At 69.0% G+C, this 26,761-nt stretch carries 15 protein-coding genes; 8 read left to right on the top strand and 7 right to left on the bottom strand.

The genetic code is table 11. From position 1 onward, the window contains the following. Window positions 1-222: 222 nt before the first annotated feature. Window positions 223-3,804: a D-alanyl-D-alanine carboxypeptidase gene (locus FHS42_RS33180; RefSeq protein WP_312867148.1), complete on the bottom strand. Its 3,582-nt coding sequence runs from the start codon at window positions 3,802-3,804 to the stop codon at window positions 223-225. Between the two features lie 268 nt (window positions 3,805-4,072). Between FHS42_RS33180 and FHS42_RS33185 the strand changes: the two genes are divergently transcribed. From FHS42_RS33185 to FHS42_RS33195, 3 genes are all read left to right on the top strand, one after another. Further along, window positions 4,073-4,840, top strand: a complete 768-nt coding sequence (locus tag FHS42_RS33185) for a GOLPH3/VPS74 family protein (protein WP_184579502.1) — start codon at window positions 4,073-4,075, stop codon at window positions 4,838-4,840. 786 nt (window positions 4,841-5,626) lie between these two features. Then, window positions 5,627-6,502, top strand: a complete 876-nt coding sequence (locus tag FHS42_RS33190) for a helix-turn-helix domain-containing protein (RefSeq protein ID WP_184579504.1) — start codon at window positions 5,627-5,629, stop codon at window positions 6,500-6,502. Window positions 6,503-6,875: 373 nt separating this feature from the next. Next, window positions 6,876-7,085 (top strand): DUF397 domain-containing protein, encoded by a 210-nt coding sequence (locus FHS42_RS33195; RefSeq protein ID WP_184579505.1) that lies wholly within the window; start codon window positions 6,876-6,878, stop codon window positions 7,083-7,085. A gap of 1,052 nt (window positions 7,086-8,137) precedes the next feature. Here the strand turns inward: FHS42_RS33195 and FHS42_RS33200 are convergent. From FHS42_RS33200 to FHS42_RS33210, 3 genes are all read right to left on the bottom strand, one after another. Beyond that, window positions 8,138-9,262 (bottom strand): ADP-ribosylglycohydrolase family protein, encoded by a 1,125-nt coding sequence (locus FHS42_RS33200; protein WP_184579507.1) that lies wholly within the window; start codon window positions 9,260-9,262, stop codon window positions 8,138-8,140. A gap of 527 nt (window positions 9,263-9,789) precedes the next feature. Beyond that, entirely contained in the window at window positions 9,790-12,561 is a 2,772-nt protein-coding gene (locus FHS42_RS33205) for a bifunctional FO biosynthesis protein CofGH (RefSeq protein WP_281392919.1), read from the bottom strand. Window positions 12,562-12,768: 207 nt separating this feature from the next. Further along, window positions 12,769-13,623: a TIGR03619 family F420-dependent LLM class oxidoreductase gene (locus tag FHS42_RS33210; protein WP_184579509.1), complete on the bottom strand. Its 855-nt coding sequence runs from the start codon at window positions 13,621-13,623 to the stop codon at window positions 12,769-12,771. Window positions 13,624-14,024: 401 nt separating this feature from the next. Here FHS42_RS33210 and FHS42_RS33215 point away from each other — a divergent pair, with 401 nt between their 5' ends. Both FHS42_RS33215 and afsR (FHS42_RS33220) read left to right on the top strand, forming a co-directional pair. Next, the gene (locus tag FHS42_RS33215) at window positions 14,025-15,587 is read left to right on the top strand and encodes a CehA/McbA family metallohydrolase (protein WP_184579511.1); all 1,563 of its coding nucleotides are present in this window, start codon (window positions 14,025-14,027) and stop codon (window positions 15,585-15,587) included. Window positions 15,588-16,014: 427 nt separating this feature from the next. Then, complete coding sequence (afsR, locus tag FHS42_RS33220) at window positions 16,015-18,951, top strand: SARP-family global regulator AfsR (protein ID WP_184579513.1); 2,937 nt, start codon at window positions 16,015-16,017, stop codon at window positions 18,949-18,951. Window positions 18,952-19,016: 65 nt separating this feature from the next. Here the strand turns inward: afsR (FHS42_RS33220) and FHS42_RS33225 are convergent, their stop codons facing one another. From FHS42_RS33225 to FHS42_RS33235, 3 genes are all read right to left on the bottom strand, one after another. Next, complete coding sequence (locus tag FHS42_RS33225; protein WP_184579515.1) at window positions 19,017-20,108, bottom strand: helix-turn-helix domain-containing protein; 1,092 nt, start codon at window positions 20,106-20,108, stop codon at window positions 19,017-19,019. Between the two features lie 157 nt (window positions 20,109-20,265). Beyond that, window positions 20,266-20,766 (bottom strand): hypothetical protein, encoded by a 501-nt coding sequence (locus tag FHS42_RS33230; protein ID WP_184579518.1) that lies wholly within the window; start codon window positions 20,764-20,766, stop codon window positions 20,266-20,268. After that, window positions 20,759-21,271, bottom strand: a complete 513-nt coding sequence (locus FHS42_RS33235) for a hypothetical protein (protein ID WP_184579520.1) — start codon at window positions 21,269-21,271, stop codon at window positions 20,759-20,761. The genes FHS42_RS33230 and FHS42_RS33235 overlap by 8 nt, the downstream gene beginning before the upstream one ends. Window positions 21,272-22,527: 1,256 nt before the next feature. Between FHS42_RS33235 and afsR (FHS42_RS33240) the strand changes: the two genes are divergently transcribed. The 3 genes from afsR (FHS42_RS33240) to FHS42_RS33250 all read left to right on the top strand — a co-directional run bounded on the left by afsR (FHS42_RS33240) (window position 22,528) and on the right by FHS42_RS33250 (window position 26,519). Beyond that, complete coding sequence (afsR, locus tag FHS42_RS33240; protein ID WP_512700949.1) at window positions 22,528-25,506, top strand: SARP-family global regulator AfsR; 2,979 nt, start codon at window positions 22,528-22,530, stop codon at window positions 25,504-25,506. A 291-nt stretch (window positions 25,507-25,797) separates the two neighbouring features. Further along, window positions 25,798-26,100: a hypothetical protein gene (locus FHS42_RS33245; protein WP_184579524.1), complete on the top strand. Its 303-nt coding sequence runs from the start codon at window positions 25,798-25,800 to the stop codon at window positions 26,098-26,100. 236 nt (window positions 26,101-26,336) lie between these two features. Further along, window positions 26,337-26,519, top strand: coding sequence for a hypothetical protein (locus FHS42_RS33250; RefSeq protein ID WP_184579526.1), 183 nt, complete (start codon window positions 26,337-26,339; stop codon window positions 26,517-26,519). Window positions 26,520-26,761 lie beyond the last annotated feature (242 nt).

Consider the following 26,761-nt stretch of genomic DNA (forward strand, 5'->3'; position numbering starts at 1 on the left):
AAGGTCACCGCTCGTCGCGGTGGTCTACCCCGTGCACCTGACCCAGGCCGCCGAACGCCTGGCGTGGGCCGCCGACAACCGCCCGGCGCACCAGCGCACAGGCATAAGCGTGCCCCCGGCGTAGGGACGCCGGGGGCAGGCTCGGTAGTTCCGTAGGGATCAGACCCTGGCACATCCGTAGGGATCAGCCGATCGCAGATCCGTAGGAGCCAGCCGTGGGGATCAGGTGATGCGGATCAGTTTCGCGCCGAAGGACGGCTCGGACAGGGCGTCCTTCAGCGCCACCGGAACCTTCACCTGGCCGGGGCCATGCCCCACGGTGAGGGTGCCGACCACGGTGCCCGCCTTCGCCTCGTGCGGCAGGCTCTCGCCGCCGTCCGTGAGCTCAAGGTTCACCGTCAGACCGGACCAGCCCACGGCCGTCACGTCCTTGACGGCGATGACCTGCGTCTTTCCACCCAGGCCGTCGTCCACCTCGCCGACCACATCGCCCTTCTTCACGACCTTGCGGTCCTGCAACGTGTCCTGCGCCTCCAAGATCAGCTTCTTACTGGCGTCCAGGACTCCGGTCAGGATCGAGTTGTCCCGCTTGGCGGGGGGCTGCGAGAGCACCGCGCCGATGATCAGTTGCTTGGTGCCGCCGATCTTCTTCTCGGCGGCGAAGACCAGGTTGCCACCCGCTTTGGTGGTGGTGCCGGTCTTGATGCCCACCACGCCGTTGAACGGCACGAGCCGGTTCCAGTTGCCGTGCTCGTCGCCCCTGCTGTCGTTGTACTTCGGCATCTTGACGACCTCCCGGAAAGTCGGGTCGTCCATCGCCTTCTTGGCCAGCTTCACCTGGTCGGCCGCGGTACTGACGGTGGTGGCGTTGAGGCCGCTGGGGTCGGTGTAGGTGGTGTTCTTCATTCCCAGGCTCTTGGCGGCCTCGTTCATCTTCTTGACGAACTCCGCCTCCGACCCGGAATCCCAGCGAGCGAGCAACCGCGCGACGTTGTTCGCGGAAGCGATCATGATGCCCTCGATCGCCTCGCGCTGGGTGATCTTCGCGCCCTCATCGACCTTGACCACGGACTCACCGTCCGCGGCCTTGCCCGCATCCGCTGCGGCCTTGGCATCAATGGTGATCTTGGGACCATCGGCGCCCGCCTTCATCGGGTGGTCGCGCATGATCACGTACGCGGTCATCACCTTCGCCACGCTCGCGATCGGCGCGGGCTTTTGCTCCCCGTACGCGCCGAGGCTGCCGAGCCCCTCGACCTCCACGACCGCCTGCCCGGACCCGGGCCACGGCATCGACGGCTTAGCACCGTCGAAGGAGAAGGTTTCGTTGGCCGTGAGGTTCAGCTCGGGCGCCGGCAGCGGCCGCACCGACTGCGCGATGCCAAACAGGATGGCCAACACCAACACCAACGGCGTCCAGATCTTCACCCGGCGCACGACGGTGCGGGTCAGCGTCTTCGGCGGCGGTGGGGTGTTCGTGAGCTGCGCCAGCAGATCGAGCGGCGCCGCCGATGCGCCGGTACCAGTACCCGCGGCACCAGCCGCGGTGCCAGTCCCCGCGGTACCAGCCGCGGTACCAGCCGCCGCCGCGCCCGCGCCGCCGGGCGCCGCGCCGGTCTTCGGGGTGGGGAACCCGGCGCCCGGTGTCGGCAACGTCGGTTGCTGCTTGGTGCTCTCCGTACCGGGCACCACGCCCGCCCCGGCCCCGGCCTGTTCGCCGGGCTGTGGCTTGCCTCCCGGCTGTCGCCTCGTGCCGGGCTGCGTGCCCGCCGCCGTACCGGCCGCGCCCTTGCCGCTAGCCGCCGCTGCCGGCTTGGCGGGCCGCTCATCGGCGGACTTGAGCGGTACGAACTGACTGGTCCGCTCGACGCTCGGCGCGGACTGGCCCGCGTCACCCGCACTCGCCCCGGCTCCCTGGCCAGCGCCCCTGCGTCGGTCCGCGCCTGCGCCCTGACCGTTGTCGGGGCGCTGGCCTGCGGTGGTACCCGCGCCGGCCGCGGCGGCACCGGGCGCACGAGGCGCATCCGATGGCCGCAGCGCCTTGAAGACCGCCGTTGGCCGATCGACGGGCCTGGCACTCGCGCCGGTGTCTGTGCCGGTCCCGGTGCTGATGTCTGTGCCGGTGCCAGCGCTGGTGTCGGTGCTGGTGCCAGTGTCGATGTTGGTGTCTTTTTCGGCGCCCCTGGCGGTGTCCTTGCCTACGCCCTTATCGGCGTCCTTCGTGGTGGGTCCGCTCGCGGAGGCGTCGGTGTCGCCCTTTGCGCCCGCACCGTTTCGGTCCTTCGGGCGGACGGTGCCGAATACCGACGTCGGGCTGTCCACCGGCTGGGCGTCGCCGCCACTGCCGAAAGCGCGCTCGCCGCCGCGGTCACCGCCCCGGTCGCTGTCGGCCTCGCCGCGCTTGGCGTCGGCGCGATCGTCGGCGTCACCACGCTGAGCCGCCCGGTTCCCAGCGGCAGCACCACGCACCGCGCCGAACACGGCCGTCGCCCGATCGGACGGCTTGCCCGCCACCGCGTCGAAGGGGCCAGCAGCAGAGTCATCGGGAAAGTCTTTGGTGGAGTCATCGGTTACGGAATCGGCTGAGGCCGCCCCCGTAACAGTGGAACCGGCACCGGAACCGGAACCGGAATCAGGACCGGAACCAGATGTGGAACGAGAACCGGAACCTGTTGCGGAGTCGGTATCGGCGGTATCAGCGGTGGTGCTCACGGCGGCGTCGTTCCTCGCGCTCGTACGGTCATCTCGGGCACCCTCTTGGGCCCCGTTGGCCGAGCCTTCGCCCGTCTCGTCATCCGCCTCATCCGTACCGGCCTTGGCCACCCATGCGGCGACCGCAGCCCGCAACCGGGCATCGCCGCCCGGTGTGACCTGTCCGCCGCCGACCTTCGAGACAGCCCCGGAACCAGCATCGGCACGGGCATCGGAGCCCGCTGCGGAAGCAGGGTCGGAACCAGAAACGGAATCTTGCATGGAAGGCGAAGACGGCGTCGAGCCGGTGGCAGAACCGGCCGACGCCCGGGGAGCAGCAGCGGCCGTATCCGACCCGGCCGTATACGTGTCTGCGGCTGTCTCCGCTGAGGCTTCCGCACCTGAACCCGCAGCGGCACTGCCGGTGTCGGCGTGGGTGTCGGGCTGGTCCGCTTCGGCGTCGGCGTCGGCGTCGGGCTGGTCGGCTTCGGTGTCGGCTTCGGTGTCGGCGTCAGTCTGGTCCGCTTCGGTCTCGGCCGGGCCGGTCCCGTGCCGTGTGGGCAGTGCCCCCGTACGGAAGACGGCCGTTGCCCGGTCCTGGCCCTCGGCATGGGCACCGGCACCGGCACCGGCATCAGAGCCGTTGTCCGGCGTCGAGCCGTTGCGTGCGGAACCGCGCCCCGAACCGTTCCGAGCGGGGCCGCCCTCCGCCGCTCCCTCGGCCTGGCCCGTTTCGTCCGTGGCCGACACCGCCCGCGACGCCGAGCCCGAGCCCAGTTCCGCTTCCGGCCGCGCACCCGGCGCAGCACCGGTGCGCGTAGAAGCGCTTGAAGCGCCGTTCTCCGCGCCGGTGGCGCGGGACCGACCATCTGACCCACCCGTGCGCCCCAGCGGCCCCGAGGCGGCCTTGGAGGCGCCGTCAGGCTCCTCGGAGCGGTCTACGCCCCCCGGTGTCGCCCGAGAGGCCGCACGCGCCGCGCTTTCGCGCTCCGCAGCGGACTTCGGTGCTCCCTCCGCTTCACGCCGGTCGGTGAGCCGCGGGTCACGTTCGCCCCTGGTGGTCTCCCCCGATGACTTTCGCTGCTCTGACCTGTCGGGGGACTCGCCCGCCACCGATGCCTCCTTGAAATACGTGGCGCGGGACGCGCCACTGCCCGTGGCACCGCGTCCCGCCGCCCAACCGTCTACCAGTGTCCTGTGTCGCTGCGACGCATGTGCGCAGCCGCTCCGCCCATATGCGCAGCCGTTTCGCCAAGGGGCGCCGCCCACCTGCTAGACGAGAACGACATACCTACCGGTTCCCGTCCGAAGTGACCACGCACTCTCGACAGACAGATGTGAGAGGGGTCACCCTGTCACTCATCCACGCGGGGAGGCATGGATGGGCAGGAGCCGCAGAACAATTCCGGAGGAGCTTCTGTTGCTCGCTTTGGACCCGGCGACGGGAACCACAGCGCAGCCGCAGTCGCTTGACCTCGGCCTAGCCGGGGCCCAGCTAGTAGAGCTGGCTCTGGCAGGACGGATAGCCCCAGATGGGGATCGTATCGCCGTGGTACTACCACGGCCGACCGGAGATCCGACGTTGGACTCCGCGCTCGAACTGCTGCGCCGACGCGGCAGTCCGGTGCGCGCCGTCCACTGGATCGGCGGGCCCCGACTGGGGCTACGCCAGACGTATCTCTCGCACCTGGAGCGGTGCGGCATGGTGCATGCCGTGGCGGGCCAGATGTGCGGGGTATTGCCGACGACTCGCTACCAAGCGACGGAGACGGCCATCAGCCGGGAGATCAGGACCCGGCTCGATAACGCGATCCGTACCGGCGTACCGCCGGACCCACGGACCGCGGCGCTTGCCGCCCTGGCCCACGCGGTCGGGCTCGGCAAGCATCTGTACCCGGGGAATGAGGGGCGTTCATCGCGCTCCAGGCTCCGGGATCTGATTAGGCACGACCCGATGGGTGGGCTCGTGGCGCACGCCGTGATGGACGTACAGAACGGCGCCGCCGCACCGCCACGGCGAGCACCGGCCCCAACAGGCCGGCCAGCCGGGGCGCGGCCCGCTGCGGAGACGGCGACAAGCGTTTCGGCGCAGTCGGCGTCCTTGCACGGGAGCATGGACGGAAGCATGGCCCGCGTCGGCGCTCGCTGACGGCGGTCCTGTGTCGGATGCGACGAAAAACCGTTTCGTCCGATGTGCCGCCGGTCAGTTCGCTCCCGGTCAGCACATCGCCAACCGGCACACCGCCGGCCGACCCAGCGCCAGTTGGCGTTACCTCGGCCGGCGCGACGCCATGGCACCACCTGGCGACGCAGGCACTACTCGCTCCACCCGCTCCACACGCAGCACCAGTTCGTCACGTACCACGCAACACCAGCACCACAGGTAACTCAGGGCACCACCACGTAGGACGGCGTGAGCCGACGGCTGGGAACCGCTCAACACCCCGCCAGCACCGTCGGCGTCACACCCGCAGCACCAGCGCTACGAGGTGTCGGCAGCGTTCCCCAACGCCGCACGGCACCGAGGCAGCGCACCAGCACCACACCGATTCACCTAGCGATACCAGCACCACATCAACACAACTAGCACCACATCAGCACCGCTCAGACGATGCAGGCGATGCGGGCCATGCCGCGCGTCGCTTGCGCTGACCGCACCGCAGTCCCTATTGACCCGGTTCGGGAGCCGCTGAAACGCGCGGGGTGGTGGGACGACCGTTCCCCAAGGACGGCCGTCCCACCGCCCCGCGCGCATGCCTGCGCCGCCGGCGGGTCGCGCGCTTCGCCGACCGTGGCCATACCCGGACCCTCTGTGTGCGTTTTCCAGCGCCGCCCCGATCGGTGGTGGCAGGCTGCTGAACACCAGTGGTCCCCGCACGACTTCGGGGACGGTCCCAGCAACGGGCAGCACAACAAACCCGGAGGTGCACTTCCCGTGACATCCAACGTGGGCCCCACGGTCAGGCGACGTCGGTTGGGGCAGGAACTGCGCAGACTCCGCCAGGAGAAGGGCATGACGGCGGAGGAGGTGGCCGAGGAGTTGATGGTCTCGCAGTCGAAGATCAGCCGACTGGAGAACGGTCGCCGCAGCATCAGCCAGCGCGATGTGCGCGACCTGTGCCGCGCCTACCGGGTCGAGGACAAACGCCTCGTCGAGTCGCTGATGCAAATGGCCAAGGACTCGCGCCAGCAGGGTTGGTGGAACGCGTTCGGCGACGTTCCGTACAGCGTCTACATCGGTTTCGAAAATGACGCCGCCTCGCTGCGGGTCTTCGAGTCCCAGGTGGTCCCGGGGCTGCTCCAGACCCCGCAGTACGCCGAGGCGGTTATCGGCGGGGCCATCCCGGAAGGCACCGCTGAGCAACTCGCGCAGCGGGTTCAGGTGCGGATGCGCCGGCAGGAGCGGATCACCGACCCGCTCAGTCCGCTACGGCTGTGGGCGGTCGTGGACGAGTCGGCGCTGCGGCGCCTGGTGGGAAACTCCCGCATCATGGCGGACCAGTTGGAATATCTGATCCAGATGAGCCACGAGCCCCATGTGACGGTGCAGGCGCTTCCGTTCGATCTCGGGTCACACCCCGGCATGAGCGGCCAATTTTCCATTCTGGAGTTCTCCGACGAGTCGGACACCAGCGTGGTCTATCTAGAGGGCGTCACCAGCGACCTCTACCTGGAGAAGCTTTCCGATGTGCAGAGCTACAGCATGATGTACGAGCATCTGCGGGCCCAGGCTCTCAACGTCGATCAGAGCCGGCAGTTCATCGCGAAAGTGGCCAGGGAGCATGCGCAAAATCACCAGACATCGAGCTAAAAATCTTCACTGATGCTCTTTCGGGCCGGCGCTCGATACATTTTCCGGCGAACTACGTGGCGTTTTTCCGATACGCGAGGAAGCGGCCTTTAGCTGCCCACCGCGCTCCCGCCCGTCTTTCCATCGCCGCCCCCTACGCATCCCGGACCAACACCGTTTCTCCTTCAGCCGGTTGCCAGCCAGGACGATATGAGGGCCTACTCGAAGTGCGAGGGGGGAGAGTACACCCCCGCGCCCCTCGCGTGGAAGAGATCCATGGGATAAGCCATCCGGTCGAGTGAATGCCCCATTCCCTCAACGATGGAGGCGAGTAGCGTCGATCACGTCGCCCGATTGGCGACGGGCACCATCCGGCAATCACATCGGAGTAAACATGGCTATTCGACGCGGGGACACCCACGCCTGGCAGAAGTCCACGCACTCCGGAGGAAATGGCGCGTGTGTGGAGGTGGCTTCTCCCGGCATCCAGGTCATCGCCGTGCGCGATTCCAAGGACCCGAGCGGCCCCTCCCTCAGCTTCTCGCCAGAGTCGTGGGACAGCTTTATCGCGGACGTCAACGGCGGCGCGTTCAAGGGCGTCTGATCCGCTTCCCCGTGGCACGGAACTGCTGAATCCGCTCGGCGCCACCCTGGTGACGGAAAGCCATCGGTAAGCGCTGACCACCCCGGGAGCCGGCTCGGTCCGCCGCACAGCACCGGGACCGTCCCAGCTCCCATCGAGACCCCATGAGCCGCGACGGACCACCGTGCGCTGCTGCTAGCCGCTGGGGTCTCATCGCACAAGCGAGGTTGCCGCGCTGACCTCGGCGTTCCGTTGCAAGTCCGCAACGTGTCGGCACCTAGGGCGCGTTGGGTGTTACGAGCCCTCTCGACAGGCCGCCGTCTTTGCCGAGGGGGCTCGTTGCTGCCCCGCCCCTCCCGTACCGTTGCTGCCCTTCTCGTCCATGATGCTGGTGGAGGAGCCGTGTGATTTCGCGGCGCTCCAGTGCTTCGGGCTCGCGGGCGCGCGCATCGTGCCCCTGCCGGGCGACGCGGAGGGCCTGGACCCGACAAGCCCTGGCGGCGATCGTCGAACGGGACCGGCCGAAGCTGCTTCATCTGGTGCCGACCATCAACCAACTCGCCGCCGCCCGCTACCTCACCGACTGCGACGTAGATGTCCATCTCACCCGGGTACGCGGTGCCTGCCGCGCCCGCGGGGGCGCGCTCATCGCCGGGTTGCCCGACGTACTCCCGGACGGTTCCCAGGGGAATCGGCCGCAGGGCGGCATGTTCGTCTGGGCGAGGCTGCCCGCGAGTTGGGACGCTGCGTTGCTGCGCGAGGCCGTCGCGCATGACGCCGCGTACGACGCCGCGTACGACGCCACGCATGACATCGCGCATGACGTGGCATATGTGCCGGGCGCCCCGTTTTACGCCGGCGAGCCCGACCCGACCATACTGCGGCTGTCCTTCGTGACGCTTACGCCGCGGGCGATGGCCGCGGGTCTGGCGCGGCTGGCCAGGCATTTCGGTAGCAGGCTTCGGCAGCGGATCTTCGGTAGCGGCTTTTACGCTACCGGCCTTTTCGTAGCGCGGTGGTGCTGCGCTGGTGTTCCGTCGATCCTGCGCCGGCGCGACGCGCTGGCGCGCGGATCAGCCGCGGGGGTAGCGGGCCAGCCAGGCGGGGGCGGACTTGGCCGGGCTGTGGAGAGCAGGGCCCTGCGTCATCTCCATCGCGAAGTCGTCGGCGAGCTCCAAGGCCGTGCTGCGCCCCTCCACCTCCGCCAGCCACGCGGGCGGCAGGGCGGTCTCACCGTGCAAGGTGCCCAGGAGGTTGCCGCAGATGGAGCCGGTGGAGTCGCTGTCGCCGCCGTGGTTGACCGCGAGCAGCAGCCCGTGCCGAATGTCCTCGGCGACCAGCGCGCAGTACACGCTCATCGCCAGCGCCTCCTCTCCGGTCCAGCCCTCTCCGAGCGACTCAACCCGCTCCGCCGTTGGCAGGCCCTGCCGTACGGCGCCGAGCGCGTGCTTGAGCGCGTCGGTGGTCTCCTCGTGCCCGGGTCTGGTGGCCAGCATGGCGAGCGCCCGCTGCACGGCGCCGTCCAGCGGTTCGCCGCGGGCCAGGCCGTGCACGATGAGCGCGAACGCGCCCGCCGAGAGGTAGCCGGTGGGGTGGCCGTGGCTCTGCGCCGCGCACTCGATGGCAAGCTGGAAGACGAGCTGCGGCTCCCATCCGACGAGCAGCCCGAAGGGCGCGGAGCGCATCACCGCGCCGCACCCCTTGGAGTCGGGATTCTTCGGCGCGTCCAGGGTGCCCATGGGGCCGTCTGCGAAGCCGGCCAGGCAGGCCCGGCCGGGGGCGCGCTGGGCGTAGAGCCACTCCTCGCGGGCGAGCCAACCGTCGTTCTGGTTGCGCTCGTCGGGGCCCCAGTCGTGCTGCGTGGCGTACCAGCGGCGGTGGGCGCCGTAGACGTCGGAGGGCGGATGCCAGGCGCCCGTGTCCCGCCTGACCTGGGCGCGGATCAGGCCATCCACGGTGAACAGGGTCATCTGAGTGTCGTCGGTGACGTTGCCGCGCCGGCCGTAGGCGGCGACGAAGTCCGTGACGCCGTCCGGCCCGTGTGCTTCGCGGATGGCGGCGAGCGAGTCGAACTCGATGCCAGCGCCCAGGGCGTCGCCAATCGCTCCACCGAGCAGGCAACCGCGGACCCGGCTGCGGAAGTCCTGCTGCTCAGCACGGCCCCAGATCGCGGTCGCTGCACGGGCAGATGCCGTCACGACCTCGCCCCTTTCGATAGGTTTCTATAGGTCTTTGCGCAACACCCAAACTGGTTCAGCACTGTAATGGACCATGAATGATCGCTTCCGGCCCGTTGCTGAATGTGAAGCACATCATCGCGACGGCCCGTGCGGGGCACGGCACCGCCTCGCGATCCGGCCTCAGGCCCGGTCGCCCACGCCTCCATCGGGCGCCCCCTCCCCTCGGCTGTCCTCCACCGGCCCTTCGCCGCCGTGCTCGTACCGCACACCGTGCCCAAGCGCTGGACGCTCGGGGCATTGTGCCGCGTCACGCGGCATGGCACTGCCCACATCGCGGCACTCGGCATGGACGTCGCGCCCCGGGCGCCAGGTCGAGGAGGAGCCCGGTGGGGGCCGAGGTGGGGGCCGGCCGTGCCAGCGCGTGGGCTGGCCCGCGGGCTCAGCGGACGGTGAGCAAAGGTGGTCGGCCGGCCCCGTGCTGCTGGGTGGGGCCGGCCTCGGTGCCCGGTTTCCCGGGCGGTTCGCTCGTCTTCGAACGCCGGCGGCTAGTCCCCCAACACCGGCAGCAGCTCCGGCAGATGGCCGTCCGATGCCAGGGCCGCGGTCTGTCGCTCCTGCGGGACCTGCCCGTACGTCGTCGTCCTGGCGCGGGCCGGGCGCCCCGCGGCCTCCGCTATGGCGATCAGATCGCGAATGGAGCGGTACGAGCCGTAGCCCGACCCGGCCATCCGCGAGATGGTCTCCTCCATGAGCGTGCCGCCCAGGTCGTTCGCCCCCGAACGCAGCATCTCTGCGGCACCCTCAGCGCCCAGCTTGACCCAACTCGTCTGGATGTTGGTGATGTAGGGGTGGAGCAGCAGCCGGGCCATCGCCGTGACGGCGCGGTTGTCGCGGGTAGTGGGGCCCGGGCGGGCGATGCCCGCCAGGTAGACGGGGGCGTTGGTGTGGATGAAGGGCAGCGTCACAAACTCCGTGAAGCCATCGACGCCCTTCTCCAGGGCCCTTTGCTGCATGTTCGTCAGTTGCCTGAAGTGCCCGAGCCAGTGCCTGGGCTGGTCCACATGCCCGTACATCATCGTGGACGAGGAGCGAATGCCCAGCTCGTGTGCCGTGGAGACGACCTCCACCCAGGTGGCGGTGGGCAGCTTGCCCTTGGTGAGGACCCACCGCACCTCGTCGTCGAGGATCTCGGCCGCCGTACCAGGAATGGTGTCGAGACCCGCCTCGCGCGCGGACGTCAGCCACTCGCGGATGGACAGGCCCGTACGCGTCGCGCCGTTGACGACCTCCATCGGCGAGAAGGCGTGCACATGCATGCCCGGCACGCGTTCCTTCACCGCCCGCGCGATGTCGAAGTACGCGGTGCCCGGCAGATCCGGGTGAATGCCACCTTGCATGCACACCTCCACCGCGCCCACATCCCACGCCTGCTGGGCGCGGTCGGCGACCTGGGAGAGGGAGAGGGTGTACGCGTCGGCGTCCGTACGACGTTGGGCGAAGGCGCAGAAGCGGCAGCCGGTGTAGCAGACGTTGGTGAAGTTGATATTGCGCGTGACGATGTACGTCACATCGTCGCCGACCACCGAGCGGCGCAGGTCGTCCGCGACCCGGCACAGCGAATCCAGCGCATCGCCGTCCGCGTGCAGCAAGGTCAACGCCTGGTCGTCGGTGAGCTGGGTCGGATCGTCGGCGGCCACGGACAGCGCGGCCCGCACATCGCCGTCGATCCGAGAGGGCACCATGCCGGGCGCGGCGGCCTCGCGCAGCGCCTCCCAGTCGCCGTAGACGTGGTCGAAGTCGTCCCGCCTGTCGCCGGTGCGACCCTCGGTGTCGATGGTGCGGTGCAGATCCGTGCGGCCCGTACCGGGCGAGTGCAGCGAGAAGCCCTCGTCCGGCTCCTGCCACGGCAGCCCGATCGGCGCCGCGTCCTCGCGGGCCAGGCCCGTCTTGGGGTCGGCGAGCGCATTGACGTGCGGCAGCAGCCGGGGGTCGAGCCAGGGCTCGCCGCGCTGGATGAACTCCGGGTACACGGCGAGGCGTTCGCGCAACTGGAAGCCGGCGGCGGCGCTGTGCTCGGCGAGCGTGTCAATCTGCGGCCAGGGCCGCTCGGGGTTGACGTGGTCGGGGGTGAGCGGCGACACGCCGCCCCAGTCATCGATGCCCGCGCCGATCAGCCGCGCGTACGCGCCCTTGGCCGCCGGCTGCGAGACGTCCCCGTCCACCAGGTTCGGCGGAGCCTGGAGGCAGCCCGAGGGGCCCATGATGTGCCGGGCCACGGCGACGGTGGCCACCAGGTCGTCCAGTTCCGCGTCCGGCGTCGCCCGCATCGCCGTGTCCGGCTTGGCGCGGAAGTTTTGGATGATGAGTTCCTGGATGCCGTGGTAGGCGCGCGCGACACGGCGCAGCGCGAACAGCGACTCCGCGCGCTCTTCGGGCGTCTCGCCGATGCCGATCAGCAATCCGCTGGTGAACGGCACGGAGCTACGCCCCGCGTCCTCCAGCACGCGCACGCGTACGGCCGGCTCCTTGTCGGGCGATCCGTAGTGCGGCTGGCCCGGCTCGCTCCACAGCCGATCGGCCGTGGTCTCCAGCATCATGCCCATCGACGGGGCGACCGGCTTGAGCCGCTGGAAGTCCGTCCAGGACATGACCCCGGGGTTGAGGTGCGGCAGCAGCCCGGTCTCTTCCAGGATGCGGATCGCCATGGCGCGTACGTAGGAGATGGTGTCGTCATACCCCTCCGCCTCCAGCCACTCGCGCGCCTCGGGCCAACGGTCCTCGGGCTTGTCTCCGAGCGTGATCAGCGCTTCCTTGCAGCCCATTTCGGCGCCCCGCCGAGCGATGGCCAGCACCTCGTCCGGGGACATGTACATCCCGTGTCCCGCGCGACGCAGCTTGCCGGGCACCGTGGCGAAGGTGCAGTAGTGGCACTTGTCCCGGCACAGCCGGGTGAGCGGGATGAAGACGCTGCGCGAGTACGTGATGACGCCGGGCCGCCCGGCCGCGGCCAGGCCCGCGTCCCGCACTCGCGCGGCGGACGCGCACAGGTCCTCCAGGTCGGCGCCGCGCGCCTGGAGCAACACCGCCGCCTCCCCGACATCCAGCGCCACGCCGTCCCGCGCCCGGCGCAGCGCACGCCGCATGGCGTTGGCCGTGGGCGGCGGGCTCTGGTCGGCCGGGGTCTGGTGAGCCGCGGCCTGGTCGGCCGGGGTCTGGTCAGCCGGGGTCTGGTGAGCCGCGGCCTGGTCCGACTGCCGAGCCTGCCGCGACCGCTGCGGCTGCCGTTCGGGTCCCTGTCCCTGTGCGCTCGTCGTCATCCCTTGAGGATACGAGCGGCCTCCGACAGCGGCGTAGAAGAGCACTGCGTACTACGTCACAGGTGCTGGCATGCGGGCCTACAAAGGGGGCCGGGCCGTTTGCACAAGGCCGGATGCCACGCCCGATCGCAGGCGCCGCCCATCGCAGCGGCCTCGACAGCGGCACCGGCCGGCCGCCCCGTACCGGAGCCGCCCATCGGGTGGCCCTCACAAGTGCTGTGCGTATCCGTCGAGCGCCCGCAGCACTTCGCTCTCCCCGCCGGTCGGGGTCTGCGCCACGATCTCCTTGATGCCCAGGTCCGCGTAGTGCGTGAGCTTTCCCGCGGACGGCAGCACCGCGTACGGCACCACCTCGGGCTCCCCCGGGCGGCCCGCGTCGGACCAGACCCGGCGCAGCTGCCGTAGCGACTCGCCGAGGCCACTGCCGCCGAGGGGCAGCCAGCCATCGGCGTATTCGGCGATGTGAGCGAACAGCTTCGGCCCGGCCGCCCCGCCGATCAGCGTGCGCGGCCCGGTCAGCGGTGCGCCGGCGCGCTCCCGCGGGGCAAGCAGCGGCTTGGGATGGGCATGGCTGGCTGGTACGGAGCCGTACGCGCCCTCATGACCGGTCGGCTCGGCCGCCCACAGCGCCTGCATCACGGCCATCCGATCCCGGACGAGCTCACGCCGCGTGGACCAGGCGACCCCATGACTGGCGGCCTCCTCCACGTGCCAGCCGTAGCCCACGCCCAGCGTGAACCGGCCGCCGGAGAGGAAATCGAGAGTGGCGATCTGCTTGGCGAGATCGATCGGGTCGTGCTGGGCGACGAGGGTGATGCCGGTTGCCAGGCCGAGTCGTTCGGTGACGGCCGCGGCCTGGCCGAGTGCAACGAACGGGTCGAGAGCACGGCCGTACTCGCGCGGTGTCGGCCCGCCAGTCGGCGGCAACGACGCGGCGTCCACCGGGATATGGGTGTGTTCAGGCAGATAGAGCCCTGCGAATCCGCGCTGTTCGAGTTCGCGCGCCAGCCGGGCGGGACCGACCGTCTCGTCGGTGAGGAAACTGGTGATGGCAATCCGCATGCCGTGCTACACCTCCGCGCTCGCTGGGCCGACTGCCCGTATGTTCTCTCACCGTCATCGCGTTATCCACAGGGCTTTCCGCACCTGTCACAGACGCGTACAACAGTTGTCATACGGCGCGCGAACCACCGTACGTCTGACGTCCTGCGGGCCGCTCGACCACCGGAGCGAGACGCGGGATGCGGCGCGGGTCGTACCAGCGGCAGCGGTAGTACGAACGACACGGGCGGTACGGGCAGCACGGGCAGTACGGGCAGCACACGCGACACGAGCGACACGAGCGATGAAGCAGTACGGATGTTTCGAGCGGCGCGGGTGAGCCGGGCGGCGCGGGCGTTCCGATGGGCAAGGGTGAGCACTGGGCTTCGCGGATGGTGCGGGGCATTCATGGGGGGACAGGGATGGATCGTCGAGCGCTACTCAAACTGTCGGCCGCCACGGGAGCGGCAGGCACTCTCACGCTTGGAACCGTGACCTTCGCCCAGGCGGCGGACGAGCGAGGCGAGGTGACCCGAACCGCCAAGGGCGAACTGCCGCCCGGCGCCCCGGACTTCGTCTACCTGCCGATCGAGGTGCCGCGTGGGGTCCGGGAGATACACGTCGCGTACACCTACGACAAACCCACGGTGCCCGCCGGCACCCAGGGCAACGCGTGTGACATCGGCATCTTCGACGAGCGAGGCACCGAACTCGGCGGGCGTGGCTTTCGTGGCTGGTCGGGCGGTTTCCGTACGGAGTTCTCCATCAGCGCAGAGCGTGCGACTCCGGGTTATCTGCCGGGCCCGGTCGGCGCCGGAACCTGGCATGTGGTGCTCGGGCCGTACACGGTCGCGCCACAGGGCCTGCGCTACGAGGTGACGATCACGCTGCGGTACGGGGAGCGGGGTCGTACGCCGAGGCCGGTGTATCCGCCGCAGCGCGCCAAGGGCCGAGGCCGCGCCTGGTACCGAGGTGACAGCCATCTGCACACGGTCCACTCGGACGGCAAGCGCACCCCCGCGCAAGTCGCGGCGGCGGCCCGCGCCGCGAAGCTCGACTTCCTCACCACCACCGAGCACAACACCACCTCCGGACATGCCGCGTGGGACGGGCTGTGGGGTGATGACCTGCTGATCCTCACCGGCGAAGAGATCACCACGCGCAACGGCCATGTGCTGGCGCTCGGTGTGGACCCGGGCGTCTTCGTGGATTGGCGGTATCGGGCACGGGACAACGCGTTCGGCCGGTTCTCCCGCAAGATCCGGCAGGCCGATGGCCTGGTCGTGCCGGCCCACCCGCATGCGACCTGCATCGGCTGCAACTGGAAGTTCGGCTTCAATGACGCGGACGCGGTGGAGGTGTGGAACGGCCCGTTCACCCCGGACGACGAGGTGACGATCGCCGAGTGGGACAACACGCTGGTCTCCTGCGTGCGCGGCGGCAAGCCATGGCTTCCGGCCATGGGCAACAGCGACGCACACCGCGAGCCGCAGGTGGTGGGCCTGCCACAGACCGTGGTGCTGGCCGACGACCTATCTCGCCCGGCCATCTTGGCGGGCCTGAGAGCGGGACGGAGCTGGATAGCGGAGTCCGCCGACATCAACCTCTCCTTCGCCGCGCTCGGCAGGCACGGCGAGCACGCGGGAATCGGCGGCCGGTTGGCGGTTGCCCAGGACGAGCGGGTGACGGTCCGACTGGAGATATCCGGCGCACCCAAGGGCGGCACGGTTCGCCTCATCACCGACCAGGGCCAGCTGTACGCCACGGCGACGCCCACCTCGGGCGCGGGCTCGGGTTCCGGCGCGGGCTCGGGTTCCGGCGCGGGCTCGGGTTCCGGCTCCGGCGTGGTGGAGTGGCAGACGACGCCCTCGTACGCGGCGTACGTCCGGGCGGAGATTCGTCACGCCCCGGCGGGCGATGGACCGGCTGACCTGCCGGGCCCGATGGCCGCCATGACCAACCCGATCTTCCTGGGCGACCACTGAACTGGTGCGCTCGGGCGAGGTGGGTGGGGGTGTGTGGGTGCGCGTGAGTGCGGGTGCGAGTTCAGGTGTGGGCGAGCACGGGCGGGTGCGGGCGGGTGCGGGTGCGCGCGGGTGCGGGCGGGTGCGGGCGAGCACGCACTTTTGAGCGAGGTCGGGGACTGACTGGGCCACCGGCGCTCCGTCTTACCGGTCCCTCGCGGCACCCGTGCACCAACGCCCGCCGCCCACTCGGCCATTCCCTGCCACGCCCCGGCCGCTTCCCACCCCCACCGCGGCCCCGGACGAGGAAGATCGAAGCATCTCAGCCGCACCACATCAGGCCACGACTTCGCGACTTTCAGGGCAGTCCCTGCTTCCTCCCGTGCGGAGCGGAGGAAGCAGGCAAAATGACTGACGCTGCGCTGATCTATGCCTGGGGAGGGAAGCTATGGCGGATGAGACCCGACCGCGGAAGGGCTCAGGGCAATGGCGGGGCGCTGACAGAGCGGGGCTGTGCTTCGGCGTGCTCGGGCCGGTGCGGGTGTGTCGGGATGGTGAGTTGCTTGATGTGGGGTCGCCGCAGCGGCGCGCCCTGCTGGCGGCCTTGTTGCTGCGCCGGGGGCGTACGGCGACCGCGCCGGAGTTGATCAGCGACCTATGGGGCCCGCAACCGCCGGACGCGGCGATCGCCGCGCTGCGCAACCACGCCTCCCGGCTGCGTAAAACGCTCGGAGCCGACTCGAACGTCCTGGTCAGCGAGTTGGGCGGATACGCGCTACGGGTGGCAGCCGATGCTCTCGACCTAGACCGCGCTAAAAAGTTGTGGCTGCTGGCGAAGCGGGCCAGCGGCGCGGACGACCGCCTCCGGGCCCGCGACCTGATCGCCCAGGCGCTGGATATCTGGCACGGTGAAGCGCTGGCCGGGGTGCCCGGCCCGTACGCCGAAGCCCAGCGCACCCGCCTGGAGGAGTGGCGCCTGAGCCTGCTGGAAAGCCGCCTGGAACTGGACGTTGAGACGGGTCACCCAGGGGATATCGTCGCCGAGTTGACGGCGCTGACGTCCGCCCATCCGTTACGGGAACGGCTGCGGGAACTCCTGATGTTGGCCTTGTATCGCAGCGGCCGGCAGGCGGAGGCGCTCGCGGTCTACGCCGATGCTCGTCGGCTGCTCGCTCAGGAGCTGGGCGTCGAGCCGCGTACGGAGCTCTCCGAGTTGCAACAGCGGATTCTGCGGGCCGACGCAGCCCTGAGCCCGCCGGCCACCGACTCAGCAGCCGCCTACCTGGTAACAGCCGTGCGGCCGGCCCAACTACCCGCGGCGGCAGCCGACTTCACTGGACGTGTCCGACTCGTAGCGGAGCTGACCGACCACCTGTCCACGGCCGATGGCCGGGTCATGCCGGTGTCGGCCGTCGCGGGCATCGGTGGCGTCGGCAAGACGACACTCGCCGTCCAGGTCGCGCACGCCGTCCGGTCCCACTTTCCCGATGGACAGCTCTACGTCGATCTCCGGGGCACCGACCCCACCGCTGCCGCCGAACCCGAGACCGTACTCGCTTCCTTCCTCCGCGCCCTCGGCATCCCCGATGAGGCCATCCCCGCCGACGCCGAGGAGCGCGCCGCCCTCTACCGCACCGCACTCGCCGGGCGCCGCGTCCTCACCCTGCTGGACAACGCGCGCGACGCCAGTCAGGTGAGACCGCTGCTACCGGGCACGGAAGGGTGCGCCGCGCTGATCACCAGCCGCGCCCGGCTGGCCCTGGCAGGGGCCCGCCTCGTGGACCTGGAGGTAACGACACCGGAAGAGTCTCTTACTCTCTTCACCCGCATCGTGGGGCACGACCGCGTCAGCGTGGAACAAGACGCTGCCAGGGAGGTCGTTACCGCCTGCGGCCGACTGCCGTTGGCCATTCGCATCGCTGCCTCCCGACTGTGCGCGCGCCGCACCTGGACCGTGGCCGTCCTCGCGGCCAGGCTGTCCGACGAACGTCGCCGCCTGGACGAGCTCCGCGCCGGCGACCTGGCGGTGGCCGCCAGTTTCGAACTCGGCTACAGCCAACTCGACCCCCGCCAGGCCCGCGCCTTTTGCCTGCTGGGCCTGCCCGACGCCCCGGACATCTCCCTTCCCGCCGCCGCGGCTCTCCTCGATATGGGCGCAGCCGACGCGGAGCGCCTCATCGAGTCCCTCGTTGACGCCTCCCTGCTGGAGACCGCCGCCCCGGGCCGCTACCGCTTCCACGACCTGGTCCGCCTCTACGCCCGCGCCCGCGCCGACCGCGACCAGCCTCCGGCCCAGCGAGAGGGCGCGCTCTCCCGGCTGCTGGACTTCTATTTGGCTAGCGCGGCGGGGGTTTATGCACTGACGAGGCCCGGAGACCGGCTGGTCGCTCACCTTGCGCGGACTGATCACGACGGGCTGGTCTTCGATGGCCAGGAAGCCGCTTTGGACTGGCTTTTTCCGGAGGTCCACTGCCTCCTCACAACGATTCACCAATCCCTCAACGACTCGATGCGCCACCGAGCGTGCGACCTCCTACTCGTCATCAAGGACCTGGCGGAGTCCGGCGCAGCGTCTCGCTCGTACCAACTGGCAGTACGGGCCTGTCGGGACGCCGCCCGTGCGGCTCACGACGCGCGGGCGGAGGGGAGAGCATGCTTGTTGCTGTCGCAGTGTTGCCGGATAGCGAGCAAGTACGACGAGGCGGACTCCTGGGCGGCGCAAGCCCTGGAATTGGCAGCCACGGCGGGGGACCCGGTGCCGCTATGCGAGGCGCACACCGAGCGCGGCATCGTCGCGCTGCCTCAGGGCCGGTGTATCGATGCCGTTGCGCACTTCGAGGCAGCGCTCGCCGCCTTCAGTGCGGATGGTAATCGCCCTGGTGTGGCGGGCTCGCTGAGCAACATATCGCGCGTGTACGCGGCCACAGGGCGCGCCGAAAGCGCCGTCACACTCGCGGCCAAGGCCGTCGCTCTGTACGAGGACACCGGGATGGCCCTCCGTCTCGCTAATGGTTGGTACGCACTGGGCCTCGCTCTGTGCCAGGCCGGGCGTCATGCCGAAGCGCTGGCATATCTGACACGCGCGCTCGATCGATTCAAGCAAAACCGCCAACGCCTATGGGAGGGGTCAACGCACGCCCGACTGGCCGAGGTGTACCTCGCGACCCAACGCCCCGCAGACGCCGCACACCATGCGGAGCGGTCCCTCGAACTACGCTCCGTCGGCGGCGAGCAGCGCCGCGCCACCGTCCTCACCGTCCTGGGCAAGGCCCTCGCGGCCATGGGCCAGATCGACCGGGCCCGGGCGTGCTGGGGCGAGGCACTCGCCGTCCACCAGCGGCTCGGCACACCCGAGCGGCTCGAAGTGAGCCGACTGCTGGCCTAGTACACCGGTCCCTGCTCCCCGCCCCCGCGCGTAACACCGCTGCCGGTGTGGTGGCGCCGCCGGGCTCAGCTCACCCTGACCGCCTCTTCCCATAGCCCGCGCAGCGCCACGGACAGTGCCGGCTCCACGGCCTCGGAGCCGGCCCGCGCCTCCTGGCGCTGCCGCTCTCCCGCGTACTGCCGTGCCAAGTACCCCGCCTGGAAGCGGCTGTCGGCGCCGATGTCGTCCATGAGGTGGGCGATGCGGCGCCGGCAGGTACGCAGCGATACGCCCAGCCGCCGCGCGATGACCTCGTCCTTCGCCCCGGTGGCGAGGAGCCTGATGATGGCGGCATCGATGTCCCGGGAGATCTCCCTGTCCCGCTCGCCTGGTCCCACTCCGGGAAACGGCGCCGCGGTCAGCCAGAAGACCTCGAAGACGGAGGCGAAATAGCGAGCCGCCGCCGCATTCCTTATGACCACGGCGGTGTCCCCGTCGTCCAGGCTCGTGAGAACGGCCTGCGAGCAGTCGAAGACCACCATCTGCGGCGGCAGCACATCGAGCGTGCGCACCTCCGCCCCCGCCGCGGAGATCGCGGCAACAGCTTGCTTGGTGGCGGTGCTGTAGCGGGTACTGTGCTGGCACAGCGTGCGCTGCCGCACACCACGACCGAGCATCGCGAGATGCGCCGGCAGCCCTCGCTCGGTCTCGCGCTGGGTGCGCAGCCCGAAGGGCTGGATGACACATGCCTCCGTCTGGCAGGCCTCGATCAGGTCGGTCAGTGTTTTATCGACCAGGTCGGGGCCTTCAACGATCTCGATGCCCTCGGCCGGGTCCTTTCCCATGGTGGTTTCGAGATGGACAGGCATGAAAGCCTCGATTGCGGAGCGCTGTAAGGCCAGCCGCGACTGTTCCTCTCGCAGGCAGTGCTCGCGCGGGCCCAGTCGCTCGGCCGCCGCGGTCTGCGGATTCATGGCTACGAGGCGGTGATCGGCTATGGACAGCCGGCGCAGCAAACCGAGTTCACGCAGCTCTGCAATCGCGGTAGCGGCTTCCTCAGCGGGAATCCTCAGGTGCTCCGCGACGTGCTGCGGTTCGATTCCCCCCTCCCGCAAGGCGTGCTGGTAGAGCCGAATCGTCATAGTGCTGTGTGACACGCCTGGTTCGTTCGCTGTCATGTCGCCCCTCCGCGTCGGCCCCGTCTTCGCCTCCAGCGTGACGCATGGCGCTAACTGCCTGATAAGCGAATCACCAGCACGGGGTAGTCGTTGAGGTGGCGCGGGTCATAAACCGAGGTTTTCGATCGACAGCGATGGCGCTCCGCACTCGGGCCCGCTATGTGCTGCTCACCTGGTCAGGGGCTAGGCGCGGGAGGGCCATCGGAGTGTCACCGCGCAGATCGGCAACCGCTGCGTAATAGACGCCGACGTCATGATAAATCCCGGCCCTAAACGCATGGTCGCGCAGCACGCCGACTTCACGGAATCCGCAGTCGAGCACCGCGGGAAGGCTCGTATCGGCCGCGCGCAGAGTGGCGGTGAAAGAGGTGCAGGCAACCGCCGACCGAAGAAAGGCGAGCAGGGTGCGTAGTGCCGGGCCGTCATCCCCGGCCACCGCCACCTGCGCCTGCCAGGGATTGGCGACACTCGGGGCGTATCCGACGAGGGTCCCGCGCCCCCCGACGTACAAGGCGGCACCCATGGCCGTCAAACGGCCCAGCAGCCACTGATCGCTCTGCGTCAGCGGGTCGAGGCCGAGAAAGCCCAGCCCACTGCTGGGTGAGCGGCGCAACCGGCGTATACCTTCCGGGAGTTCCAGTGGTACGAGTTCAGGCATGGCCGACCATTCCCCACATCTCCCGTTCCACTTCGACGCCCTCGTACCAGCAACTCCGCGGCACGATCGCTTCCCATCCGAATCCGGCCTTTCGCAAGGGCTCCATCGGTGGACGAGCGGCCGGGGTGACCCAGCCGTAGAACCGGCGCAGTTTGAGGATGCGGCGGCCGTGCTCCACAGCCGACTCGACCAGTTCGGTCAGCACGTCGCCGTCGTGCTCACGCCCGCCGCACTCCTCCAGCTCGCGCTCACCGTGCTCCACCAACTCACGCGGGCCGATCTCCAGCCGGGCCTGGCCGCTCGCCCAGTCAATTTCGGTGTACCGCACGTACGCGACGTCACGCACGACGTACAGCCGCTCGTCGCGACGTGTCCACGGTTCGGCGATCCGGTGCGGTGGGGCCGACGTGGACAGCCCGACAGGGCGCACTCCCAGCAGCTCTCCCGGCAGCCGATGCCCCGTAAGCAGTGACACATCAGAACTGCGGTATGCGACGAGCCTCATCAACAGCCTCAACCAATCCATACAAGGCGATAACTAGTAGGCGCCTCCGTCCCCACGGCCCCGAGAGCCGGCGGCCCCGTCTCGTGCCCAACTCCGCGACGGTGGGCACGAGCGGGTCCCCCGTTCGCCGAGAGCCAGCGTTGCAATTCTGGCTCCGCGACCGACGGATTCGATTCCCCGCGAACCGTCGGACCGCTTCGGAAGTGAGCGTGCCAGGAGCGGTCAGCCGCGTCTACGAAACCCGACCCTCAGCAAAGAGACGGGCACTTAGCGGACACTTGATCGGCACGAAGTTTCAGGTGTAAATAGTTCGGACGGGCCGCACGTATACGCCGTATGGGCAAATGCGACATATTCTTGTTCGCCGACCTCGTCGATAGTCGCGTTCGTGAACACCACCGTGGATTATTTGTAGTCTCGACGTTCGACCAGGCTCGCCTCTACGGCCTGCCTGCGGCGACTTGATCACGCCCGGGCGTACCTCGAAGTGCGCTGCATATGCCGCGCGTTACCGGTGTAAACCACCCACATGGGCGGCCCCAGCAGACCGCCTAAGTGCACTGCCCAAGCAGCCCGCTGAAGGGACTGCTGAAGTGGACTGCTCAAGTGGACTGCCGAGATGAGCCATCGAGTGGGGCCGCGGCTGCCGGGCCCAGTGCCGGCGGCCTCGCCCGGTGCGGCCAAGCGTCTGCCCGGATGGCGAGCGCACCAGCCGCCGTAAGACATCCGGAGGGCAACTGCACGCCATCCGGACGGCTTCCCGAGGACGGCTCGAAGACAGTGCCGATGGCAACCGGAAGGCGCGCCGAACGGTTGATCTCAGAGTGCCGTAGAGAAGCGGTAACAAGGTCCGATACGAGGAGTAGCGTGGTCACCGGACAGCTCGTACCGTGCCGATACGAGACGGGAAACCGTCGTGGATGAGCGCTGCGCGGGCGCCCCGACATCGCTATCATCCCGGTGAACTGGCCTGAGAACACCCCTCGTCGCGTCCCATCAGGCCGCTTCATGGCACAGCGGCCTCATAGTGATCGAGGTCGAAGCCCTGCCATAGAAGAGAAAATAGAGATATATCCCCACCAATGGCCGGGGAGCCGCGGAAGTAGCCGTTAACCATGGAGTTTGCACGGCGCCGGCATCATGGAGCCCGACGCTCGGTGTACAGCACACTGCTCAACTGCCGGAACAACGAATATTGCGAATCGGCCAACTCTTGCGGGCCTTGTGTAGAGGCTCGGGCCCTACTGACGTAGAGGCTGCCGACAAGGCAAACTGACCGGTGCGAAGCGGAAGACACTCGGCAAGGGGAGACCATGGGCGACGATCAGGGGCAGGCGCGCCAATTGCGCTTCACCGTGCTCGGGCCCGTGCGGGCCTGGCGTGGCGACGAACAGCTCAGCACCGGCTCGCCGCAACAACGCGCCCTCCTAGCGGCCCTGCTGCTCCGCGACGGTCGGACGGCCACCGCTCCCGAGTTGGTGGACGGCCTGTGGGGCAACGAGCCCCCGGACGCCGCCATCGCCACGTTGCGCACGTATGCCTCACGGTTGCGCAAGTCGTTCGGCCCGGAGTCGGTGGCACTCGTCAGCGAAGCCGGCGGATACTCCATGCGCGTCGATGTGGACGCGCTCGACCTCGCCCGTGCGGAGCACCTAGCGGCCGAGGCCGAGAAGGCCCGCACCGCGGGCGAGCGTGCCGGCGCCCGCGAGCTGATCACCCAGGCCCTCGATCTATGGGACGGCGAACCGCTCGCCGGACTTCCCGGGCCCTACGTGGACAATCAGCGCACCCGGCTCCTGGAGTGGCGCCTCAGCCTGGTCGAGACCCGACTGGACCTCGATCTTGAGCTTGGCCATCACACGGAGACCATTTCCGAACTGACTGCTCTGACGGCCGCGCACCCGCTGCGCGAACGCCTTCGCGAGCTGCTCATGCTGGCCCTCTACCGCAGCGGCCGACAGGCGGAGGCGCTCGCGGTGTACGCCGACACCCGGCGGCTGCTCGCCGATGAGCTGGGTGTCGATCCGCGTGCGGAGCTCGCGGAGCTTCAGCAGCGGATTCTGCAGGCGGATGCCGATCTCAACACGCCGGTGCGGGGCTCGCATAACGCTGCGCATTCCGCACCCGTACGACCAGCACAGCTGCCGGCCACCGTGGCCGACTTCACCGGGCGCGCGGCCTTCGTTGACGAGCTAAGTGATCAACTCGCCACGGCCGAAGGCAGCGTGATGGCGGTCTCCGCTGTGGCGGGCATCGGCGGTGTCGGCAAGACCACGCTCGCCGTCCATGTCGCACACGCCGCCCGACACCACTTTCCTGACGGGCAGTTGTACATCGACCTCCAGGGCGCGGGCCCTAATGCTTCGGAACCGGAGACGGTTCTCGGCTCCTTCCTGCGGGCTCTGGGAACGCCCGACGAGGCAATCCCAGACACTCTGGAGGACCGGGCCGCGCTCTATCGATCCACGCTCGCCGGCCGTAAGGTCCTCACCCTGCTCGACAATGCGCGGGACGCCGCCCAGGTGCGGCCCCTGCTGCCGGGTGCCGAGGGCTGTGCCGCGTTGATCACCAGCCGCGCCCGCATGATCGACTTGGCCAGCGCACATCTGGTCGATCTCGATGTCATGAGCCCCGAGGAAGCGCTCGTACTCTTCACCCGCATCGTCGGTGAAGAGCGCGTCAACTCGGAGCGGGACGCCGCCATGGACGTGGTCGCCGCCTGTGGCTTCCTGCCGCTGGCGCTTCGCATCGCCGCTTCCCGGCTCGCCTCACGCCGTACGTGGACCGTCTCTGTCCTCGCTCGCAAACTCGCCGATGAGCGCCGCCGCCTAGACGAGCTACGCGCGGGCGACCTCGCAGTGAAGGCCACCTTCGAGCTCGGTTACGGCCAGTTGGAGCCCTCGCAGGCCCGCGCCTTTCGCCTGCTGGGACTGGCCGATGGTCCCGATATCTCGCTAGCCGCCGCGGCTGCGCTACTCGATATGGACCAGGACGACGCCGAGGACCTCATTGAGTCATTGGTCGATGCGTCCCTCTTGGAATCCGCAGCCCCGGGCCGCTACCGCTACCACGACCTGGTCCGTCTCTTCGCCCGTGCCTGCGCGGAACGCGACGAACAGCCACCCTCGGAATGCGAGGCGGCGATGTCGCGGCTGCTGGACTTCTACCTGGCCACGGCGGCAGGGGTGTACGCCATCGAGCGGCCTGGGGACCGGCTGGTCGCCCACTTGGAGCCCACCGTGTATCCCGGGCTGGTCTTCACCAGCCGAGACACCGCCCTTGACTGGCTCTTCGCTGAGGCCGGGTGCCTTCTCGCGTGCGCCCAACAGTCGGCAAGCGGAAGCATGCTCCGCCGCGCCGCTGACCTTCTCATGGCCGCCGTCGATCTGGCCGAGTCCGGGGCCAACTCCCGGCAGTACGAAAGCGCCGCCACCACGATCAGTGAGGCCGCGCACCTGGCAGGAGACCCCAAAGCGGAAGGCCGGGCGCGCACCTTTCTAGCTCACATTCGGAGCCTCTTCGGCCGATTCTCGCAAGCCGATGAGGAAGCCAAGCGGGCCATGATGCTGGGGTTGGCCGCTGAGGACCTGGTGCCCGCCTGCCGAGTACCAAACCAGCGCGGCATCATCGCTCTGTACCAAAAGCGCCACCCGGAAGCCGAGGCGTACCTCCTCCAGGCGATCGAAGCCTTCCGCTCGGACAACAACCGTCCGGGGGAAGCCAGCGCGCTGTGCAACCTCTCGCGCGTCCACCTGGCGATGGGACGTACCGCCAGCGCGGTGGGACTCGCGCAGCAGGGGATCGACATCTACGACAGCCTCGGTCTCACGCTGCGGCTCGCCAACGCGAAGTACGCCCTCGGCCTGGCCCTCACCCGAGCCGAGCGGGCCGACGAGGCCATCCAGCAGCTTACGGAAGCTCTCACCATCTTCCGTGTCAGCCGTCAGCCGCTATGGGAAGGCATGGTCCATCACCGGCTGGCGGAGGCATACCTGGCAGGGCAGCGCGCTCCGGAGGCCGCAGGCCACGCTGAGCAGGCTCTCGCCCTCCGGGGAATCGGCGGGGAGTGGCGGCGCGCCACTGCATTGACGGTGCTCGGCAGGTCGCTTGCGGGTATCGGTCAGACCGATCGAGCGCAGGCCTGTTGGCGTGAGGCGTTGTCTATTCACGAGCAGCTGGGGACAGTCGAGGTCGAGGAAGTGCGGGCACTTTTGTCGCCGATGGCCGCTGCTTGAAGACACCAAGGCACCGTTCCGTACATGCGGTGTCGCCAGTCGTGTCCTGAAGCGTCCAGACGCCCTCTTGGAGTCGCTCAGGCTGCGGTTCTGTCCGGCGTTCATCAATCGTTTATCGCCCCCAGGCACTCTCGTGCATGTCGATCCGTCGCGTCGGGGGGCAGGCGGGTCGAACGGGGAGCCACACCGTTATGGTGAACGGCCCCAAGTAGCCCGTCCAGCGACCCTCGGGGGAGTTGCTGGGCGGGCTCTTCTGGCCCCTGCCACATACGGTCTACGGAGTTGAGCACCATGAGTGAAGACAAGAAACCCCAGTCGGACAGCTACCGGCCCTTGGATGAGCACGCGAGCGGCCCGCAGCCCTTGCTCAGCCGGGACGAGCACGCCAGTGCTCCCAAGCCGCTCAGCACGAAGGACGAGCACGCCAGCAGCCCGAAGCAGTTCGTCACCCAGGACGAGCACGCAAGCTCCGAACCGATGGTGGTTATGGACGAGCACGCAAGCTCGGAGCCACTGGTGATCAAGGACAAGCACGTGAGCAGCCCGAAGCCGCTCGTTGTGCAGGATGAGCACGCCAGCTCCGAGCGCGTGTAAGAAGAGCATCACCTCTGCACCCCACGGCCTAGCTGGGGCGTGCGTGCAGGGATCACCGTCGATGGCACGGAGGGGGAGTCGTCGGCGGTGATCCCTGCCCTTTCAAGCGCACAGTGTCGTTTTCGCCAAGGTTCACTAACTTTCAGCCAGCCATCGAACACACGTCTCCTGCGCCGCATAGTCCGTTGCAGCATTCACGTGACGAGCGGCGCTCCCACCTCTTGGAGGATTCGGCTATGACCCGCATTCGAAAGGCCCTAATCGTTCTCGCTTTTACGAGCGCTGCGGCAGCCGTTGCGGTGATACCCGCGGCGGCAAACGAACACGCCGGCAAGGCCACTGGCGCGGCAGGCACACTCGGGACGACCAGTGTGTTGACCATCCAGGACGAACACGCGCTGTCAGAGCCGCCGCGATAACCGGCGGGCTGCGACCGCCGTCTGTCTCAAGGCGGGCTCCCGCTGCACACCACCAGCGGGAGCCCGCGACTCGCTATCGTCCGTCACGCAATCATTTTCCGGGCGCTTCCCACCCGGACCGCCCCTCGCGCAGCCTCAACTGGCGTACTTAGAACCCGTTGTCTTTCCGAAGGTGATCGCTGCGTTTCCGCTGGTCAGGAATGAGATCGGCGCTTCGGCGGCAGGGATGACGTGTCGTGTCG

Origin of the sequence: Streptomyces zagrosensis (assembly GCF_014203645.1) — a bacterium.
Taxonomy (GTDB): Bacteria; Actinomycetota; Actinomycetes; order Streptomycetales; family Streptomycetaceae; genus Streptomyces; species Streptomyces zagrosensis.